This is a genomic window from Sphingobacterium sp. WOUb80 (assembly GCF_050058145.1).
Taxonomy (GTDB): domain Bacteria; phylum Bacteroidota; class Bacteroidia; order Sphingobacteriales; family Sphingobacteriaceae; genus Sphingobacterium.
The window spans coordinates 4,113,969-4,130,349 of the sequence record NZ_CP165617.1 but is presented as its reverse complement, the minus strand read 5'-3'; the positions used below and the strand labels follow the sequence as shown (position 1 = coordinate 4,130,349).

Sequence of the window (16,381 nt, the reverse complement as noted above, 5' to 3'; positions counted from 1 at the left end):
CGCGATGAATCTAGGCAAAAACATTAATAGTTTATTAAAACGTTATGCGGAAGTATACGTGCCCGGAATAGGTGTGTTCAAACGAATTCATTCTCCGGCTCAGTTCGATAAACAGAATAATGTGTTTTTGCCCCCGATTTCTTATGTTGAGCTGGACTATTCTGCTCAACATGGATTTAATATTGTGCATTATATCCAGCAACAGGAAAACTTGGGCCTCAATCAGGCGCAACAGATTTTGTCGGAAACTGTTGATAAGCTGCGGGCCGATTTGGGGCAATTCGGACAGGCTAAATTAGATGATCTTGGATTATTGATTAGTTATGGTGCGAGTTTAGTCTTCAAACCTTTGGACCTATCGGGGTTTGACTTTCAGCCGGTTACAAATCTTGTTGCACCGGAGATTGAAACAGTTGTTTCGTCTTTGGAGGAAGCGAAAGAAGAAGAGCTTACAGCTCCAGTAGGAGAAGAAGAAGCTGCTGTGGTCGCTGATCATCAACAGGAACTTGAGGATGAACTTGTTTCGGATACCGAGGTCTCGGAAGAAACAATTGCGGTTGAAGAGGTCAAAGAAGAAGTGAGATCTGCAGATGAACCGGTCGCGGTAACGGATTCGGTAGCGGATGAGCTTTCGCAGGAGACAGCACCAACAAACGATCGTACCGATGTTGAAGCTGAAGAATCGTTGTTAGCGCAAAAGGAAACTGAAGAGTTTGAACCTGTGGATGCTGCTGTGATAGCTGATAGCAGTCATTCGGTTACTCCGAAAGAAGAAAACACTTCAAAAAAAGAAATCGGAGCTATAGCGTCGGCTAATGCCAATTCAACATACGCGCCAAATGTCTATGAAGAAGAACCCCGCCATTCCAATGCGATTTGGTATTGGATCACCGGCATTATTGTGCTGGCTATGGTTGCTGTAGGGGTCATTTACACGAATCCTGCCTTAAAGGATTCACTATTTGGCGCAAGCAAACCAGTTGTCAAAAATGCGGATACAATTGTTCAGAATAAACCGATTGTGCCTACTGATACAGTGTCCAATACGTTGCAAGCCGATAGTTTGAAGAAAATCGATTCATTGGCCAAGCGTAATGTAACAGATTCTGTTAAAAAGACAGCAGCTGTACCAGCGACCAATGCGGCAGCAAAAACTCCGGTTTTGGAAGCAAATCCTGTGATCAAAGAATCTATTCCTGTTGCGCAACCACGGTACCAGGTGGTCATTGGATCAGCAAAAACTATGGCAAGCGCCGAGCAGGAAGCACAACGTCTTCGTGCATTGGGCTATAAAACAGCTCGCGCTGTTGAAGGGAAAAATAAAAGAGATAAAAAGAAAATTATCTTAAATACCTATATGACAAACGAGGAAGCACAGCTTGCTAAGAAGTCGGTACTCAATAAAATCAAGGATGCTTGGGTAGATCCCCTATAAAAGTTAAAACTATATAAAACTATTAATAATTATGTCATTAGTACAAGATACAGCACGGGCTGCTGTGGATTCGTTTAATCAAGCTGCACAACAACCATTACCTGCTGCTGCGCCTACAGAAAACATGAGTTTGATCGATATGATGATCAAAGGGGGATGGATTATGGTTCCAATTTTACTGTTGTTCTTTATTGGATTGGTTATCTTTTTTGAACGTTATTTGACCATTCGTCGTGCCGCAAAATATGATAACAGCTTAATGTCGCAAGTAAAGGCAAATGTTTTGTCCGGAAACCTGGATTCAGCATTAGCTGTAGTTCGTTCAAGTAACTCAGCTTTGGGACGTATGTTGCAAAAAGGCTTATTGCGTGTCGGCAGACCGATCAAAGATATTGAAGGAGCGATTGAAAATGTAGGTAAATTGGAAGTTGCCAAGCTAGAAAAGAACATCAATATTTTGGGTATTATTGCTGGTATTGCCCCAATGCTTGGTTTCGTGGGTACTATTTTTGGTGTAATTAAGATTTTCCACGACGTAGAATTAGCGGGTGGTATTGATATTGCATCTGTATCCGGAGGTTTATATGTAAAAATGGTATCTTCTGCATCAGGTCTTGCCGTTGGTATCTTAGCTTACCTAGGTTACCATATTCTGAATATGATGGTGGAGCGATTGATTTTACGTATGGAAACGGATGCAGTAGAATTTATTGATTTATTGGATGAACCAGGACGATAATGAACTTACGAAGTAGAAAAAATAAACCATCTGCAGAGGTACATACTTCAGCGCTGAATGACATCATGTTTTTCCTGATGTTGTTCTTCCTGTTGGCTTCTGCAGTTTCTAATCCGCAAGTGGTGAAGCTATTATTGCCAAAGTCAAGTGCGGGAGAACAATCTGTTGCTAAAAAGACCGTCACGGTATCGATTACAAAAGATTTGGGCTATTTTATTGACAAAACTCCAGTTCCCATTGAAGGATTGGAAGCTGCAATTCAATCGCAAATGGCTGCGGGTGAGGAAGTGACAATTATGCTCTATGTCGATAATACAGTTCCCATTCAAAATGTTATTTCTGTAATGGATGTCGCTAATCGATTGAAGATTAAAGTGGTATTGGCAACAGAACCAAAAAAAGATAAATAGGAACAATTAAACTTTTTTAAAGTTTATTGGTCAGCTATTAATATAGGAGATTAATGCGATGAGATATCACCTTCAACATGAAGAAAATAATTTCCCCAAAGCATTGGGGATATCGACTTTGGTCATGGCATCGTTGCTCTTGATTGGATTTTTTGTTGTTTTTAAAGCTCAGGTACCCGATGAATATGGAATGGGAGGGATGATCGTCAATTACGGGACTTCACCTGAGGGAATGGGAGATGACTATATGAGTGTTGAGGAGCCATCGGTGGATCCTAATGCCAATAATGAACGTCCCGACCGTATTGATCCTGTAGAAACACCTACCCCAACGCCAACGCAGCAAGTTGCGGAGAAAGCGGTCGTCACACAGGATTTAGAAGATGCCCCCGCGGTAACAAAAACTGAAAAGAAAGTCGTTTCAAAAGCACCGGAAACAACCAAAGCGGTAAAAGAGGTGGCACCTCAGGCTAACGCCAAAGCGCTTTTTAAAGGCAATAAAAATAATGGTACTGGAGGTGGTGATGGTACAGGGACAACTCCTGGAAATCAGGGTTCCAAATTGGGTGATCCTTTAGCAAGTAATTACGGCGAAGGTGGATCTGGAAATGGTAACATGATGTTGTCTATTGAAAACCGAAGTTTTACGCAACGGCCAAGTATCGACGATAATGGACAGCAAGCAGGAAAGGTTGCTGTAGAGTTTAGAGTCAACAAGCAAGGGGTTATCACCTATGCGCGTGCTGGTGTAAAGGGAACGACGATAACCGATCCATCGTTATTGGAGAAATGTGAGCGTGCTGTGCGTGGCGCCCGGCTAAACCAATTGCCGAATGCTCCCGACTCGCAAACTGGACGGATTGTATTCAATTTTAGATTAAGATAAAAATCATTCACATGAATGCTTATAATGAGGCAATCGAGTATCTGTATACTCGATTGCCTATGTTTACAAGGGATGGCGCCTCAGCCTTCAAAAAAGACCTTGACAATACCATCAAACTTTGCGCTGCGTTGGACAACCCACAGCGAAAATTCAAAACATTACATATTGCTGGCACAAACGGAAAGGGATCTACCTCCCATATGTTGGCCGCTATTTTGGCCGAAGCAGGATATAAGACAGGTCTCTATACTTCACCACATTTACTGGATTTCAGAGAACGTATCCGCGTCAATGGTCAGTTATGTGAGAAAGAATTTGTTGTTGATTTTGTTAATACCCATCGTGAGCTTATAGAAGAAGTCAGTCCGTCGTTTTTCGAGATTACGGTAGCCATGGCTTTTGATTATTTCGAGAAGAATAAGGTTGATATCGCTGTCATTGAAGTCGGCCTTGGCGGGCGTTTGGACAGTACCAATATTATTCAGCCTTTGCTGTCGGTAATTACCAATATTGGTTTTGATCACATGAATCTTCTTGGTAATACACTGGCAGAAATTGCTGCTGAGAAGGCGGGAATTATCAAAAGAGATACTCCTGTGGTTATTTCAGAATATGCCGAAGAGACGGCATCCGTCTTTTTGAATAAAGCACAGTCAGAACAGGCTCCTCTCCAATTCGCTTCAGATATATATAGTACGAAGATGTTAGCAGTAGACCAGGATTACCTAACAGTACAAGCTGTTGATCCTACAGGTCATTCGGTGGCCTATCAGCTCGATCTGAAAGGCTCCTATCAGGTAAAAAATCTTGCAGGTGTGCTATTGGCAGTGGATGAGTTACGTAAACAGGGCTTTGAGATCAGTGAGCAGCATGTTCATCGTGCGTTAACAAAAGTACAGAAGGCTACAGGAATTCAGGGCCGCTGGCAACAACTGTCTAAAGATCCATTTGTTATCTGTGATACGGGGCATAATGAAGATGGAATTCATGAAGTACTGAAAAACTTGGCTACGACAACTTATGATAAGTTGCATTTCGTCATAGGAGCGATGCGGGATAAGGATTTGTCTCATATGTTGCCTTATCTTCCGAAAGATGCAATCTATTATTTCTCAGCTCCGGATATGCCGCGTGCAATGCCATCCGAGGAGCTGCGGAAAGAAGCTTTGGAATTTGGTCTAATGGGGCTAGATTATCCATCGGTAGGTGCTGCGTTTGATGCTGCCAAAGATGCGTATCAGCAAGGTAACCTTATTTTTGTTGGCGGAAGCAATTTTGTTGTTGCGGAAGTGCTTGCTCGTTTGACGCAGGAATAGGAATATCACTTTTCTCGCAAATAAATCTGCGGGAGGAATTCATAGAAATCGATCAAAAAAAGGGAGCTGCATGAACTGCAGCTCCCTTTTTTGTTATTTTGTGCCGTTGGTCATTAGTCATTGATAGTCAATTCACCGCGAATATCCTTTTCAATCCAATAAGCAACTTCTTTCTGATCTTCCAATTCACCTTGAAGGTACATTAATTTGGTGACAGCTGCTTCGAATGTGAGGTCATAGCCATTGAGTACACCGATGGATTTAAGTCCTTGTGAGGTCTCATAGCGCCCCAATTCTACCGATCCAACTTTACATTGGGAAATATTAAGGATATTTTTACCCTGTTCAATTGCTTCCTTTAGTAGATCCAGAAACCAAGTGTCGGTGGTTGTATTGCCCGATCCGAATGTTTCCATAACTACGGAGCGGACATCGGAATCTAGGACGGCTTTGATTGTTTGTGCAGAGATCCCCGGAAATAATTTCAATACGGCTACCCTGTTGTCCAGTTTGGTATGTAAAATAAATTCCTTATCAATATTATTTAATAAAGCATCTGTATTGTATTGCAGGTGAATACCAGCTTCAACCAATACGGGATAGTTTGGCGATCTAAAGGCCTCAAATTTGGCCGAATTATATTTAAAAGAGCGATTGCCACGGAATAATTTATTGTCGAAAAGAATGCATACCTCTTGGATAATGGAGATACCATCCTGCTTCGCCGAAGCGATTTCCAACGCTGTCATCATATTTTCCCTTGCGTCCGTCCGGATCTCACCGATAGGTAGCTGAGAGCCGGATAAAATGACCGGTTTTTGGAGGCCTTCCAACATAAAGCTCAATACTGATGCCGTGAAAGCCATGGTATCGGAACCGTGTAGAATAACAAATCCGTCATAGTCTGCATAGTTATCCTTAATAATTTGTGCCATTTCAATCCATATTTCAGGCTTCATGTTAGATGAATCGATAATGGGTTCGAAAGAGTGCACGGTCAGCTTATAGTCTAAGCGACTTAAATCAGGGAGATTACGTTTGATTAATTCAAAGTCGAAAGGAACGAATGTTCCTGTTTCATCTTTAACCATTCCAATGGTCCCACCTGTGTAGATAATAAAGATATTATGCATTGAGTTTTGAAATTATATACCAAATATACGTTTTGAATTTTCTGTTGTGATTTCTGCCACCTTCTCGACGGAAATCTGATGCAGATCAGCTACTTTTTGCGCGACGTAAATCAAATAGCTGCTTTCATTTTCTTTACCGCGGAAAGGGACAGGCGCCAGATATGGCGCATCGGTCTCAAGAACAATATGCTTCAAGTCGATTTCTTTGACCACTTGATCTAAGCCCGCTTTTTTAAAGGTAACGACTCCGCCAATACCAAGAGCGAAGCCTAAATCGATCGCCTGATGGGCCTGCTCGAGGGTGCCCGTAAAACAATGCAGTACGCCAAACAATTTATCATCGTGCAGTTCTTCCAATAATTCGAACAATTCTGTAAAGGCTTCCCGACAATGGATATCGATTGGTAAATTTAATTCCTTAGCCCATTGAACCTGAGTTCGAAAGGCATCTTTTTGAATTTCAAGCGTGCTTTTATCCCAATAAAGATCCAGCCCAATCTCACCTATGGCATGGACTTTGTTTGTTTCCAAGCTCTTTCGGATGGTGTCTAACTCTTCCACATAGTTTTCCTTTACATCGCAGGGATGCAATCCAAGCATGGGAAAACAATGTTCTGGATAAGCTGCTACGGTATCAAATACAGGTTTTATGGAAGCGCTATTCACGTTCGGCAAAAAAAGGCGTTGTATGCCATTATCAAAGCAACGTTGGAGGTGTTCTTGCAGTTTTTCGGTTCCTGCATGGTAATAAATGTGTGTATGTGTATCTGTAAGCAACATAGTTTTCTGCGTGGAGGCAGCGGGTTAGGGTAAAAACTTGTTTTTATTATTATCGAATAAAGTGGTCTACTTAATTACCAAAATTTCAATTCGCTCTCCAAAGATAACTTATTAATTAGCAAAAATGAAAATTAATACAGGATTCCTTCGATTGAGATGAATTCCTTTTTCGTATCTTGGAAAACGCCATCAACAGGAGCTCCGACCTTCATGCCATGGAGGCATTTGCAAAGATTATTATTGGTCCTTGAAAAGAGAGGTTTTAATAAAAAGAGTCAGAAGTCAAACATACCGTAAGATTTACTGTTAAACAGATAAACGAGGCGGTTGTTGTCCTATTTTTATAAGAATAAATGAATCATATGATGAATAAGAAGTTATGCCTGGGTTTATTGACTTTGGCGTCGGTTATGTTTTTAAACAAACTACATGCACAATCCCTGATTGACCCATCGGTAAAAGATATTATTCAAAAAGCCTTTCAAACAAATAAAGAATTGAAATTAAAGGCGTACGAGGTTGATAAAGCGAGACTGGAGGCAGAGGGGGTGAAAGCAAACCGGCTACCACATGTCTCAGCACTTGGCTTATACGGTTATGTACATAGCAATGGGAGTGTGGACATCCCTACGGTTAATATTCCTTTATTAAATTTAGGCTTGTTTGAGGGAGCAACTGGATTTAGTATGCATGGGCAAGCTGCTTATGCGGGGGTGTCTGTAAAGCAGATTATCTTTTCAGGCTTACAGATTCCGAATGGAATAAAAGCTTTGCAGGAGAAGGCTGTAGCTCAACAATATTTAGAATCAGCCAGTCGAGAGACACTCTCAAAGGATATTATAGCATCTTTTGATCAGTTAATGTTGTTAGATGAGGTGGATAAATTAATTGTAGATTCGGAAAAACGATTAAAGAAAGAGCAGGAAAAGGTAAATAAAGCTATTCAAAACGGACTTGCAATTCCTTACGATCGAGATAAATTGAAATTGGCCTTGCTTGAACTGGAGGAGAAGAAGGTAGAGGTTTCTGGAAATCGGGATTTATTGTGCCAAAAGATCGAACAAGAGACAGGGGTGTCTTTTCAAGAAGTAGGCGGAATTCATTATGGCCTTAAACCTATATTTTTGTCGGAGCTACCAGGTGACGTTGAGCAAAGATCCGAATTGAAAGCACTAGATGCTTCCTCAAAAGCGTATGAGTACCTGTATAAAAAAGAAAAGGGGGGAGCTCTTCCTGCTGTCTTTGCCTTTGGATCAGCAAACTATCTGAATGTATTCAACTCCAAGCTCACGGTGAAAGACCAACCGCTATTTGGTACCGTCAACTTACCGCTCAATTCAATAAAAGGTAGTCCTAACTTACTAGTCGGAGTGGGGATAAAATGGGATCTATATACCGGTGGAGAGCATCACAATAAGATTAAACAAGTTAAACTCGATCAAAATATCAATACCACCAAACGGGAAGATACGCAGGAAAAGTTAAATCTATTATTGAGCAAGAATACAGTGACCTATACAACTGGCAACCAAAAGTTGAAAGTAGGGGAACAGCAGCTGAAAGTTGCCGAAAATAACCTTTCTATGGCTGTCAAACAGTATCAAGCAGGATTGATTGATGTGACCGAGCTGCTGGCTGCTGAAAACGATTGGTACAAAGTTAATTTGGGCTATTTTAATAATGTGTTGCAGCAACGCACTGCTGCAGTTGAATTACTACATACATCAGGAAAATTATTGCAAACTATACATGAGTAAGATGAAGAATTTATATGGGATATTATCGCTGTCTATTTTTGTTTCTTGTACAAATCAAGTGAAAGAGAAGGCTATTGAAGGGAAGGTAGAGCGTGAGCAAGTGACAGTTGTAACCAAAGTTCCGGGAAAAATCGCAAAACTTCTGGTTGAAGAAGGGGATTTCGTGCATGCGGGCGATACCCTGGCCATTTTGAGTATTCCCGAGGTGGATGCTAAAGAGGAGCAGGCAAAGGGGGCTTTACAGTCTGCTGATGCGCAATATAATATGGCCGTTAAGGGAGCTACAAAAGGACAATTGGTACAATTGCAGGCTAAAGTAGACGGTCTAAAGGAACAATATGAATTTGCCAAAAAATCAATAGGTAGGCTGGATGCGCTTTTGCAAGACAGTCTCATTCCGCAGCAGAAGTATGATGAAACCTATGCGAAATACCAAGGTGCAAAAAATCAGTACCTCGCTGCTCAGGCTGAATTGGCCGAAGCGAAAGGCGGCGCTAGGCAGGAACAGCAGATGATGGCCTTGGGGCAGAAAGAACGTGCGCTAGGTGCAGTATCTGAAGTTAGTGTCGCTGCACAGGAGAAATATGTTATTGCACCACAAGATATGAGCGTAGAGACGATTAACCTAAAGGTCGGGGAACTGGCCATGGCAGGTTATCCGATTATTAATGGCTTTCTTGACCGATCAACCTATTTTAGGTTTACATTGCCCGAAAATCAAATTGGAAAAGTCCAAAAAGGCGGATCTGTCGACGTAGAAATTCCTTATTTGAACCATAAAAAGGTTAAAGCGAAGGTGATTAGCATTAAAGCCTTGAATTCTTATGCAAGCATTGCCTCTGCTTATCCTGATTTTGATCCGCAACAGGCTGTGTTTGAATTAAAAGTTGTACCTGTGGACGCTGCAGAGGCAAAGGATTTGTTAACTAAAACGCTTGTGGTTCTCCATGCAAATTAAAGGGCTTGACTGTGAAAAAATTTTTAGAATTGATCCAACGGGAGTTTAAGCTCTTCTTCAATAATAAAGTGTTGTTGATGCTTTTTCTGGGGGCACCTGTATTGTATGGTGTCTTAGTGGGGCATGTTTATCAACAAGGTAAAGTAACTCAGATGCCAATTATTGTGGTCGACGAGGATCATAGTCCCTTAAGCAGTTCATTTATTGATATGCTTTCAGATAATGAGAGTATTGAAGTTGCCCGTGTATTACCTTCTTTATTTGATTCAAAAGATATTGCTATGCAATATGAGGCAACAACGATTGTACATATTCCTAATGGCTTTGCATCTGGAGTTCAGCAAGGGCGTTTGCCGGAGATGACGGTTTTTGTAGACGGTGCCAATACACTGACCTCTAATACTGCGATGATGGCTGTCAATGTTTGTGCTTCGACCCTTAAGGCAGGGATACAGATTCAGGCGCAAATGAAACGTGGTGTTCCGGCAAAGGTTGCCGCACAGCAGTACGAACCTTTTAAGACAACTTTTGTTAAGCAGAATATTCGAAGTGGGAATTACCTTTATTTTATGCTGCCCGGGGTACTGATTACCGTGTTGCAGCAGGTTTTGCTTTTGGGGCTGGCATTGTCTTTTTCGTCGGAATTTGAAGGGAATACGTTTCCGGAGCTTGTAAAGAAGATCTCTAATCCGGTGGGGCTTATTCTTGTCAAAATACTGCCCTATGTGCTGATGTCCATAGGGATCTTGTTGTTATATTGGGGCTTTGGCCAGTATTACCGTATGCCTTTGCATGCTGATTTTGGTCGCTTTGTCCTGTGTACTTTTGTCTTTTTACTCGCTGTCTGTTTTATAGGTGTACTCGTTAGTATCCTACTGCCATCGCAGCTGAAATCGACGGAAGTCCTTATGGTTATTGCAACACCAGCATTTATCTTGAGCGGATTTACCTGGCCGTCGAGTCTGATGCCGGAATGGGTGCAGGCTATCGCAAATGTTATCCCATCCACACATTATCTTCGGATTTTTAGGTTGATGTTTATTCAGCATGCGGAAAATTATCATACCGATAAGGCACTTATTGCACTGACGATCATTATGGTTATTAGTTTTATATTGGCTGCTGTCGTGCTTTGGATGAAGATAAGGAAGATTAAAAAAGAAGAGAAGAAGGCCGCATAGCGGATCCATTACCAACAAAACCTGCACGATTTTGCAGGCACCAACAGCAATGAAAGCGAACTGAAGATTCTTTTTAGCCAATATCAGCAGACACTTTCAAAAAAAAACGGTTCCATCGAGATGAAACCGTTTTTTTGTTAACTGAAAATTACAGTCAAATTATTTTTTTGCTGCTGGAGCTTTAGTTGCAGGTGCTGTTGTCGCTGGAGCAGTCGTTCCAGTTGGAGCTACCATACCCGGAGTTGTCGCTGTAGGAGCAGGAACTTTTCCTGGTTTGATATCCAATACTTCTACTTCAAATACCAAAGGAGCATATGGAGGGATAACACCTGAAGGGCGATCGCCATAAGCCAAAGATGAAGGAATTACCAACGTTGCTTTAGTACCTTTGTTAAACAATTGGAAAGCTTCAGTCCATCCTGGGATAACACCATCAACACCCAATTGGAATTTCAATGCTTCATAAGGACGTTGCGCGTTGAAAATTTTCTCTTTTTTAGCCACATCTGGAAGGTTAGTATCAAATACTTTTCCTGTAGTCAATGAACCTACATAATTAACGTGGATAGAATCTCCAACTTTAGCATTTGCACCTGTTCCAGGTTTAGTGATTACATATTGAAGACCTGAAGCTGTTTTTGTTGTTTTCAAGCTTTTATCCTTGATGTATTTTTCAAGCTTAGCTGGTTCAGCAGCTTTGTGCTTGTTCAATTCTTCTTCAAAATATTTCTGAACTTGTTCGCCCAATTGTTGATCAGTCAATTTTCCTTTTTTGAAGTGTTTTTTGACTTTGATCGAATAAACAATGAATTTATCTGCAAACTCTGGTTTTGGTTGATGTGTTTTAGCAGCCATAGAATCCAAGTTGATTTTGAATACTAAGCTATCGCCTTCACCTACGTATTTGAATAAACCAGTAGGGTCACCTGGATTTTTTGCAATGATACTGTCTGGATATAATTGAACGATTTGAGGGACTCCCATGTCATATGTACTTTGCATTGTAGAATCTCTGTCCGTTTTCACAACCATGTCAAGTGCTAATAAATCGCCTGATACTGCTTTTTCTTTGGCATTATCATCAACGATTTTATACTCAAGACCACCTTCAGCCTTTTTGAATTTTTGGCATGACGTCATCAAAAGACCGGCAGCCGCGAAAAATAGAATTGCTTTCTTCATTTTCTAATGTATGTTACGATATCTTATTTTGTTAATATTTCTTTATAATTTGGTAAAACCGATTTGAATTTTGCAATTACCGCTTCAAGACTTTCTTTTGAATTACCACCTGAAGCGTTAAGATGCCCGCCCCCATTGAAATACAATTTACAGATTTCATTGCAGGGAACTTCTCCAATCGAACGCAAAGATAGTTTAATTTGTTCATTTCTGTCAATAATTAACGCAGCCAATCGAATTCCTTTGATAGAAAGTGCATAATTGACTAATCCTTCGGTATCACCGGTGATAACTTCAAACTGAGTGAGATCCGCTTTAGTCACATGGATAATGGCGGTATTATATTCATGGATAACCTGTAGACGGTTAAGTAAACAGAACCCCAAGAACTTTAGACGACTTTCAGACGAACTATTATAAATTTCTTCATGAATCGCCCAATTTTGTGCGCCACAATCAATGAGTGATGCGATGATGCGATGAATTTCAGCTGTCGTCGAACGGAAACGAAAAGAGCCTGTATCGGTCATAATGCCGGTATATAGGCAGGTTGCCATATCAGCACTGATATGATCTGGATCTTGCATCTCATGGACTAAGAAACGATAGATCAATTGTGCAGTCGCTGCGGCAGATGGATCCCAAAAAGAGTAATCTTCAAACCCCTCCGGATCTAAATGGTGATCGATCATGCATTTGATCCCTTTTGCTTGACGAATTGGTTCGCCCATTTCGTGGATCCGGGCAAGACCATTAAAATCTAAGCAGAAAATTAATTCAGCTGCATCAATCTGTTGATTGTGCAGGTCAATATCCTGCGTGTAAATTTGTACATTTTCCAAGCCAGGTAACCAATCCAAAAAGGCAGGAAAATCTGATGGTACAATGAGATTTACTTGGTGCCCCTTAGCGGTCAGCCAAAAATATAATCCTAAAGATGATCCTAATGCGTCGCCATCTGGTTTGTAGTGCGTTGTAATTACAATACGTTTTGGTTCAGCCAATAATTCTTTTAATTCTTCCGATTTCAGCATAGTCATATTAAGTCTGCAAACCTACTATAAAAAAATTAGATTAGACAAATTTTTTATAAAGATCTTTTAGCATCTTATTGTATTTGGTGTTGATTTTAAAAAATTGATTTTCAGCATCTTAAAACTTATACACATAGACCTTGAAATCCCGCTTCATGCAGATTAGATAATTGGCATTGTCGCCATAGTTAATCGGGCCATAATAGAACTTAGAGAAGCCTTCTACGGGGAATCCTTCCTGGACTAATCCATCAGATCCGAACACATAGATCATGCGGTTGTCGGTTCCAACGCCTATGATATCAGATTTACCTATTCGTTTAAAAAACAAAGGTCTGTTATTGGCTTCTTCGATGAATTTATATTCAAAGTAAGAAGAGGAGTCTCTTGCGCTGTATGCATTCAGTTTGTTGTTGGCTAGAATAACAAAGTCTCTGTCTGCTCCACCGCTAATATCTTCAAAATTAAAGAAAGCATCTTTGCTCCAGTCGCCTAGTTTTATTTTTTTTGTTTCGCCTTCGAAAGGAATTTTGAATACGCTACCTCTATTATTTGCCAAGTAAATGAAGGAGTTCTTTTCATCCGACGCCGCAACTAAGCCTATCGGATTTTTAACGCTTTCGCCATCCGTATCCATTGTTTTTTTACGGATGATCTTACCATTTTGATCAAAGAAATACACGGAAGCCGTGCTTGTACCCGCAATAATATAATTTGTCTGACCTAGAGTGGTTGTTTTTAAATCGAATAAAATTCGACCATCTACGCTATTGTTTTCAAAGCCCTCCACTTTTTTGCCCTCGAGGGTATAGGCAAGAATTCGGTCTGTTGCGGGAATGTAAATACGTTGTTCATTATTGAAGGTGGCGATCGTAGCCCCGTATGTTGCCGAGTATGGCAATTCAACTGAAAAACCGGTCCTGTTTTTACCATCTGGCATAAAACGATATAAACGGCTTTTTGTAACGGCAACAATACTGAGATCCTGTAATTGAATTGGCTCACCCAAGATTTCACCTTGGAAGAGATTTTGCCAAAGTTCTTTTCCATCCGGTGAAAAGGCGTGTACCGTATGATCCTGTTCTTGAATCAGGATAAATTTGGTCTTACCATCCTGGTCTAAGATCCAAGGTTTATTAATAATCCGGCTCTCCAGCTGGGCAGTCCATTCTGGTTTGCCGCCAAGTCTTGTGTCACTCTTAAAAAGTGCATATAAACTGGATGAAAATGTGCCTTGATTGCCACTTAGCTGATAAGACCATGAGTAGAAATTTTGAAAACCATATTCGTCTTCGTCTTTGAAGTTCTTCGCAAAATCAGATTTTAAGTTATCTAGGATGTTGCTTTTACCAGCTTTAGGTTCTAAATAGAAAGTTACGTTACTGCGGCTGTTCTGTAATGCTGCGTGATTTTTAAAAATTGCTGTTCCTGAGAGAAATTGCTTTTCCCGAAAAGATTCACGATAGTCTCTTAAAATGCCTGTTCGGCTGGCTACGACCATAATATTGTCCACAATGGTAAAATATGGTCTGCTAAAGCTCTTGAATGGTTCGCCAAAGAGCGCATGCAAGAGATTCGAATATTTAAATTGATAGATCGAATCACCGACAGAGGAACTAAATTTCTTAAAGTTATCTGCAAATTGTGTCGAATCGGAAATACTGATCAAACCAATCGCATCCTGATTATCCAACTCCGCGAGTGCAAATTCATCGTTGAAAATGGGCGCAATAATACTGTCAAAAGATACTTTGGTATCCTCTTCAAAGTTTTTTATGCTCTTGGCCAATCGGCCATCTTCTTTTTGCTGCACCAACAATGCTTTTAGTCCGCTGCGAAAGCTATGCGGATCTGAAATACTGAAGTCTATATAAGATGCTGCATTTTTAGGTAGGTAATTTCCTAAAGCTTGAACCTGGGCTGTCTGGGTCGCAAACAACTGGAGGTAACTGTTTTTGCTCGCCGTGAGGTCTGTTTCACCTTTAAAGATAAAAGCATCCTTTTTAAAATTCATATTCCAGGATGTTTGTCCTTTTAAGGAATCGATAAGGTTAAGATAAGTACCAAATTTGGATTTCATCAATATTCGAGCAATTTGCGACAATTGCTCATTGAAAAAATAGAGACTAAGTGGTGTGTTTTTATTGTTATGGTTGACGAAGAACTCAATCTGTTTGGCATTTATTTTCTTGACATTTTTGTCAAAGATCTGAGCGAGTACTTTTTTGGAATAGCTAGCAAAAATGATCTCGTGAGCATAGGCACAATAAAGCGTACTATCTTTACCACCTTGATGAAGACCATAAAAACGTTGCCCTAACGTGTCGAATGGTTGTACCTTATAGTTTTTTCCGATATTTCCGATTAGTGTTGCCAACGAATTATTATCGATACTTTGTCCAACCTGAACACTATACAAGGGGGTAATCTGATCTTTTTCCTGGTGAAAAGAGAGTAATATTTGTTGCCCGGATACAAGAGGGGCTAGCTGTTCACTCTGGAGCAGCTCCTCTTTTAGCCGTTCCAAATTGCTGAAATTCTGCTGACCAATAATAGCTTTAAAAAGTTCATAATCGTTAAAGATCGTGTCTACTGTCTGATCATTGGCAAAAGAGGTAATCGCTAATGTGTTTTCAGGTAAGTATTGTAAAGCTTTAGAATCTTGTTTATTGTTTTTATTGAAGTCTCCGAAAAGATAGATCGTGGCCGCGATGACCGCGATGAATAATAGAACAGTGATGATAATTGTTTTTTTCATCCTTTTATTTTTTTCAATGACTGACTAATCCCGAATGCATATTTATCGATCTATTGACCAATACGCGTGAATCCGGATTTCATCAGAACAAATATGTAAGAAGTACTCACTTTTTTGACTTTGAGCAAGTACACTGAACTCGAATTTTTAAACTTTGATGAAGCGATCATGAGGCAAATGTTTATCAAGGATATACCTATCCTTATACGTGTTCCAACATGTCGGTGAGCAGCACGTTGCTCATGATGATTCATACGTAAAACAAACCTAATAAAAATATATGGGAAGCGGTAGATAATCGTTCCAATAATGCGCCTTTGTAATATAATTTTAACAAAAAATTCCTTATTTTGTTCTGTTTTTAATACATTTATCGCTAGAAACTCATTTTCAGCATTCACTTTAACATAATGAATAAGAAAATCATTTTAGCCGCTTCTTTATTGGGAGCATTAGCTGTAATATTAGGTGCCTTTGGTGCCCATGGTCTAGAAGGAAAGGTAAGTACATATCATATTGACACTTGGAAAACTGCAAATCAGTATCATTTCTATCATACCTTTGCACTGTTATTTTTATCAACTTTTTCGCGCGCAAAAACGTACTCCATTAAAGTATCATTTATTGCTTTTCTTATTGGGATTCTGTTCTTCTCGGGGTCTTTGTATGTATTGAGCGTTCGAGAGATTACAGGCTTTGGTAGCCCATCTATTTTGGGACCGATTACCCCTTTAGGAGGGCTATCTTTTATCGTAGGCTGGGTGGCACTCTTTATTGCTGCGCTTAAAAATAAATCATAATTTTCCCATTGA

At 40.3% G+C, this 16,381-nt stretch carries 14 protein-coding genes; 9 read left to right on the top strand and 5 right to left on the bottom strand.

Features of this window, described 5'->3' with window-relative positions; genetic code table 11:
- The first annotated feature begins 4 nt into the window (after positions 1 to 4).
- Genes AB1Z56_RS17365 through AB1Z56_RS17345 form a run of 5 tightly spaced genes read left to right on the top strand, consistent with a single transcriptional unit; the run spans position 5 to position 4,786 of the window.
- A complete protein-coding gene (locus AB1Z56_RS17365) occupies positions 5 to 1,435 on the top strand; it encodes a hypothetical protein (RefSeq protein ID WP_426789743.1) in 1,431 nt (476 codons plus the stop codon).
- Positions 1,436 to 1,466: 31 nt separating this feature from the next.
- On the top strand, positions 1,467 to 2,174 hold the full coding sequence (locus tag AB1Z56_RS17360; RefSeq protein ID WP_046672749.1) for a MotA/TolQ/ExbB proton channel family protein: 708 nt from the start codon (positions 1,467 to 1,469) through the stop codon (positions 2,172 to 2,174).
- The gene (locus tag AB1Z56_RS17355) at positions 2,174 to 2,584 is read left to right on the top strand and encodes an ExbD/TolR family protein (protein ID WP_046672748.1); all 411 of its coding nucleotides are present in this window, start codon (positions 2,174 to 2,176) and stop codon (positions 2,582 to 2,584) included. The genes AB1Z56_RS17360 and AB1Z56_RS17355 overlap by 1 nt, the downstream gene beginning before the upstream one ends.
- A 58-nt stretch (positions 2,585 to 2,642) precedes the next feature.
- A complete protein-coding gene (locus AB1Z56_RS17350) occupies positions 2,643 to 3,470 on the top strand; it encodes an energy transducer TonB (protein ID WP_426789742.1) in 828 nt (275 codons plus the stop codon).
- 11 nt (positions 3,471 to 3,481) lie between these two features.
- Entirely contained in the window at positions 3,482 to 4,786 is a 1,305-nt protein-coding gene (locus tag AB1Z56_RS17345) for a bifunctional folylpolyglutamate synthase/dihydrofolate synthase (RefSeq protein ID WP_426789741.1), read from the top strand.
- A gap of 113 nt (positions 4,787 to 4,899) precedes the next feature.
- Here the strand turns inward: AB1Z56_RS17345 and AB1Z56_RS17340 are convergent, their stop codons facing one another.
- Together AB1Z56_RS17340 and AB1Z56_RS17335 are read right to left on the bottom strand one after the other, a co-directional pair.
- Positions 4,900 to 5,919 carry an asparaginase gene (locus AB1Z56_RS17340; RefSeq protein ID WP_309365985.1) on the bottom strand — a complete coding sequence of 340 codons (1,020 nt, stop codon included), beginning with the start codon at positions 5,917 to 5,919 and terminating at the stop codon, positions 4,900 to 4,902.
- A gap of 12 nt (positions 5,920 to 5,931) precedes the next feature.
- Entirely contained in the window at positions 5,932 to 6,699 is a 768-nt protein-coding gene (locus tag AB1Z56_RS17335; protein WP_309365986.1) for a TatD family hydrolase, read from the bottom strand.
- 362 nt (positions 6,700 to 7,061) lie between these two features.
- On the opposite strand from AB1Z56_RS17335, the gene AB1Z56_RS17330 reads away from it, so the two are divergent.
- From AB1Z56_RS17330 to AB1Z56_RS17320, 3 genes are read left to right on the top strand one after another with little or no spacing between them, the layout of a single operon-like run.
- Positions 7,062 to 8,456: a TolC family protein gene (locus AB1Z56_RS17330; RefSeq protein WP_309365987.1), complete on the top strand. Its 1,395-nt coding sequence runs from the start codon at positions 7,062 to 7,064 to the stop codon at positions 8,454 to 8,456.
- 1 nt (position 8,457) lies between these two features.
- Positions 8,458 to 9,414 carry an HlyD family secretion protein gene (locus tag AB1Z56_RS17325; RefSeq protein WP_309365988.1) on the top strand — a complete coding sequence of 319 codons (957 nt, stop codon included), beginning with the start codon at positions 8,458 to 8,460 and terminating at the stop codon, positions 9,412 to 9,414.
- A gap of 11 nt (positions 9,415 to 9,425) precedes the next feature.
- The gene (locus AB1Z56_RS17320; RefSeq protein ID WP_309365989.1) at positions 9,426 to 10,595 is read left to right on the top strand and encodes an ABC transporter permease; all 1,170 of its coding nucleotides are present in this window, start codon (positions 9,426 to 9,428) and stop codon (positions 10,593 to 10,595) included.
- 159 nt (positions 10,596 to 10,754) lie between these two features.
- On the opposite strand, the gene AB1Z56_RS17315 is transcribed toward AB1Z56_RS17320, so the two are convergent.
- From AB1Z56_RS17315 to AB1Z56_RS17305, 3 genes are all read right to left on the bottom strand, one after another.
- A complete protein-coding gene (locus tag AB1Z56_RS17315) occupies positions 10,755 to 11,777 on the bottom strand; it encodes an FKBP-type peptidyl-prolyl cis-trans isomerase (protein WP_309365990.1) in 1,023 nt (340 codons plus the stop codon).
- A gap of 23 nt (positions 11,778 to 11,800) precedes the next feature.
- Positions 11,801 to 12,811, bottom strand: a complete 1,011-nt coding sequence (locus AB1Z56_RS17310; RefSeq protein WP_426792396.1) for a DHH family phosphoesterase — start codon at positions 12,809 to 12,811, stop codon at positions 11,801 to 11,803.
- A gap of 118 nt (positions 12,812 to 12,929) precedes the next feature.
- Positions 12,930 to 15,569 (bottom strand): hypothetical protein, encoded by a 2,640-nt coding sequence (locus AB1Z56_RS17305; RefSeq protein WP_426789740.1) that lies wholly within the window; start codon positions 15,567 to 15,569, stop codon positions 12,930 to 12,932.
- 410 nt (positions 15,570 to 15,979) lie between these two features.
- On the opposite strand from AB1Z56_RS17305, the gene AB1Z56_RS17300 reads away from it, so the two are divergent.
- Complete coding sequence (locus tag AB1Z56_RS17300; protein ID WP_293902224.1) at positions 15,980 to 16,369, top strand: DUF423 domain-containing protein; 390 nt, start codon at positions 15,980 to 15,982, stop codon at positions 16,367 to 16,369.
- The last annotated feature ends 12 nt before the right edge of the window (positions 16,370 to 16,381 follow it).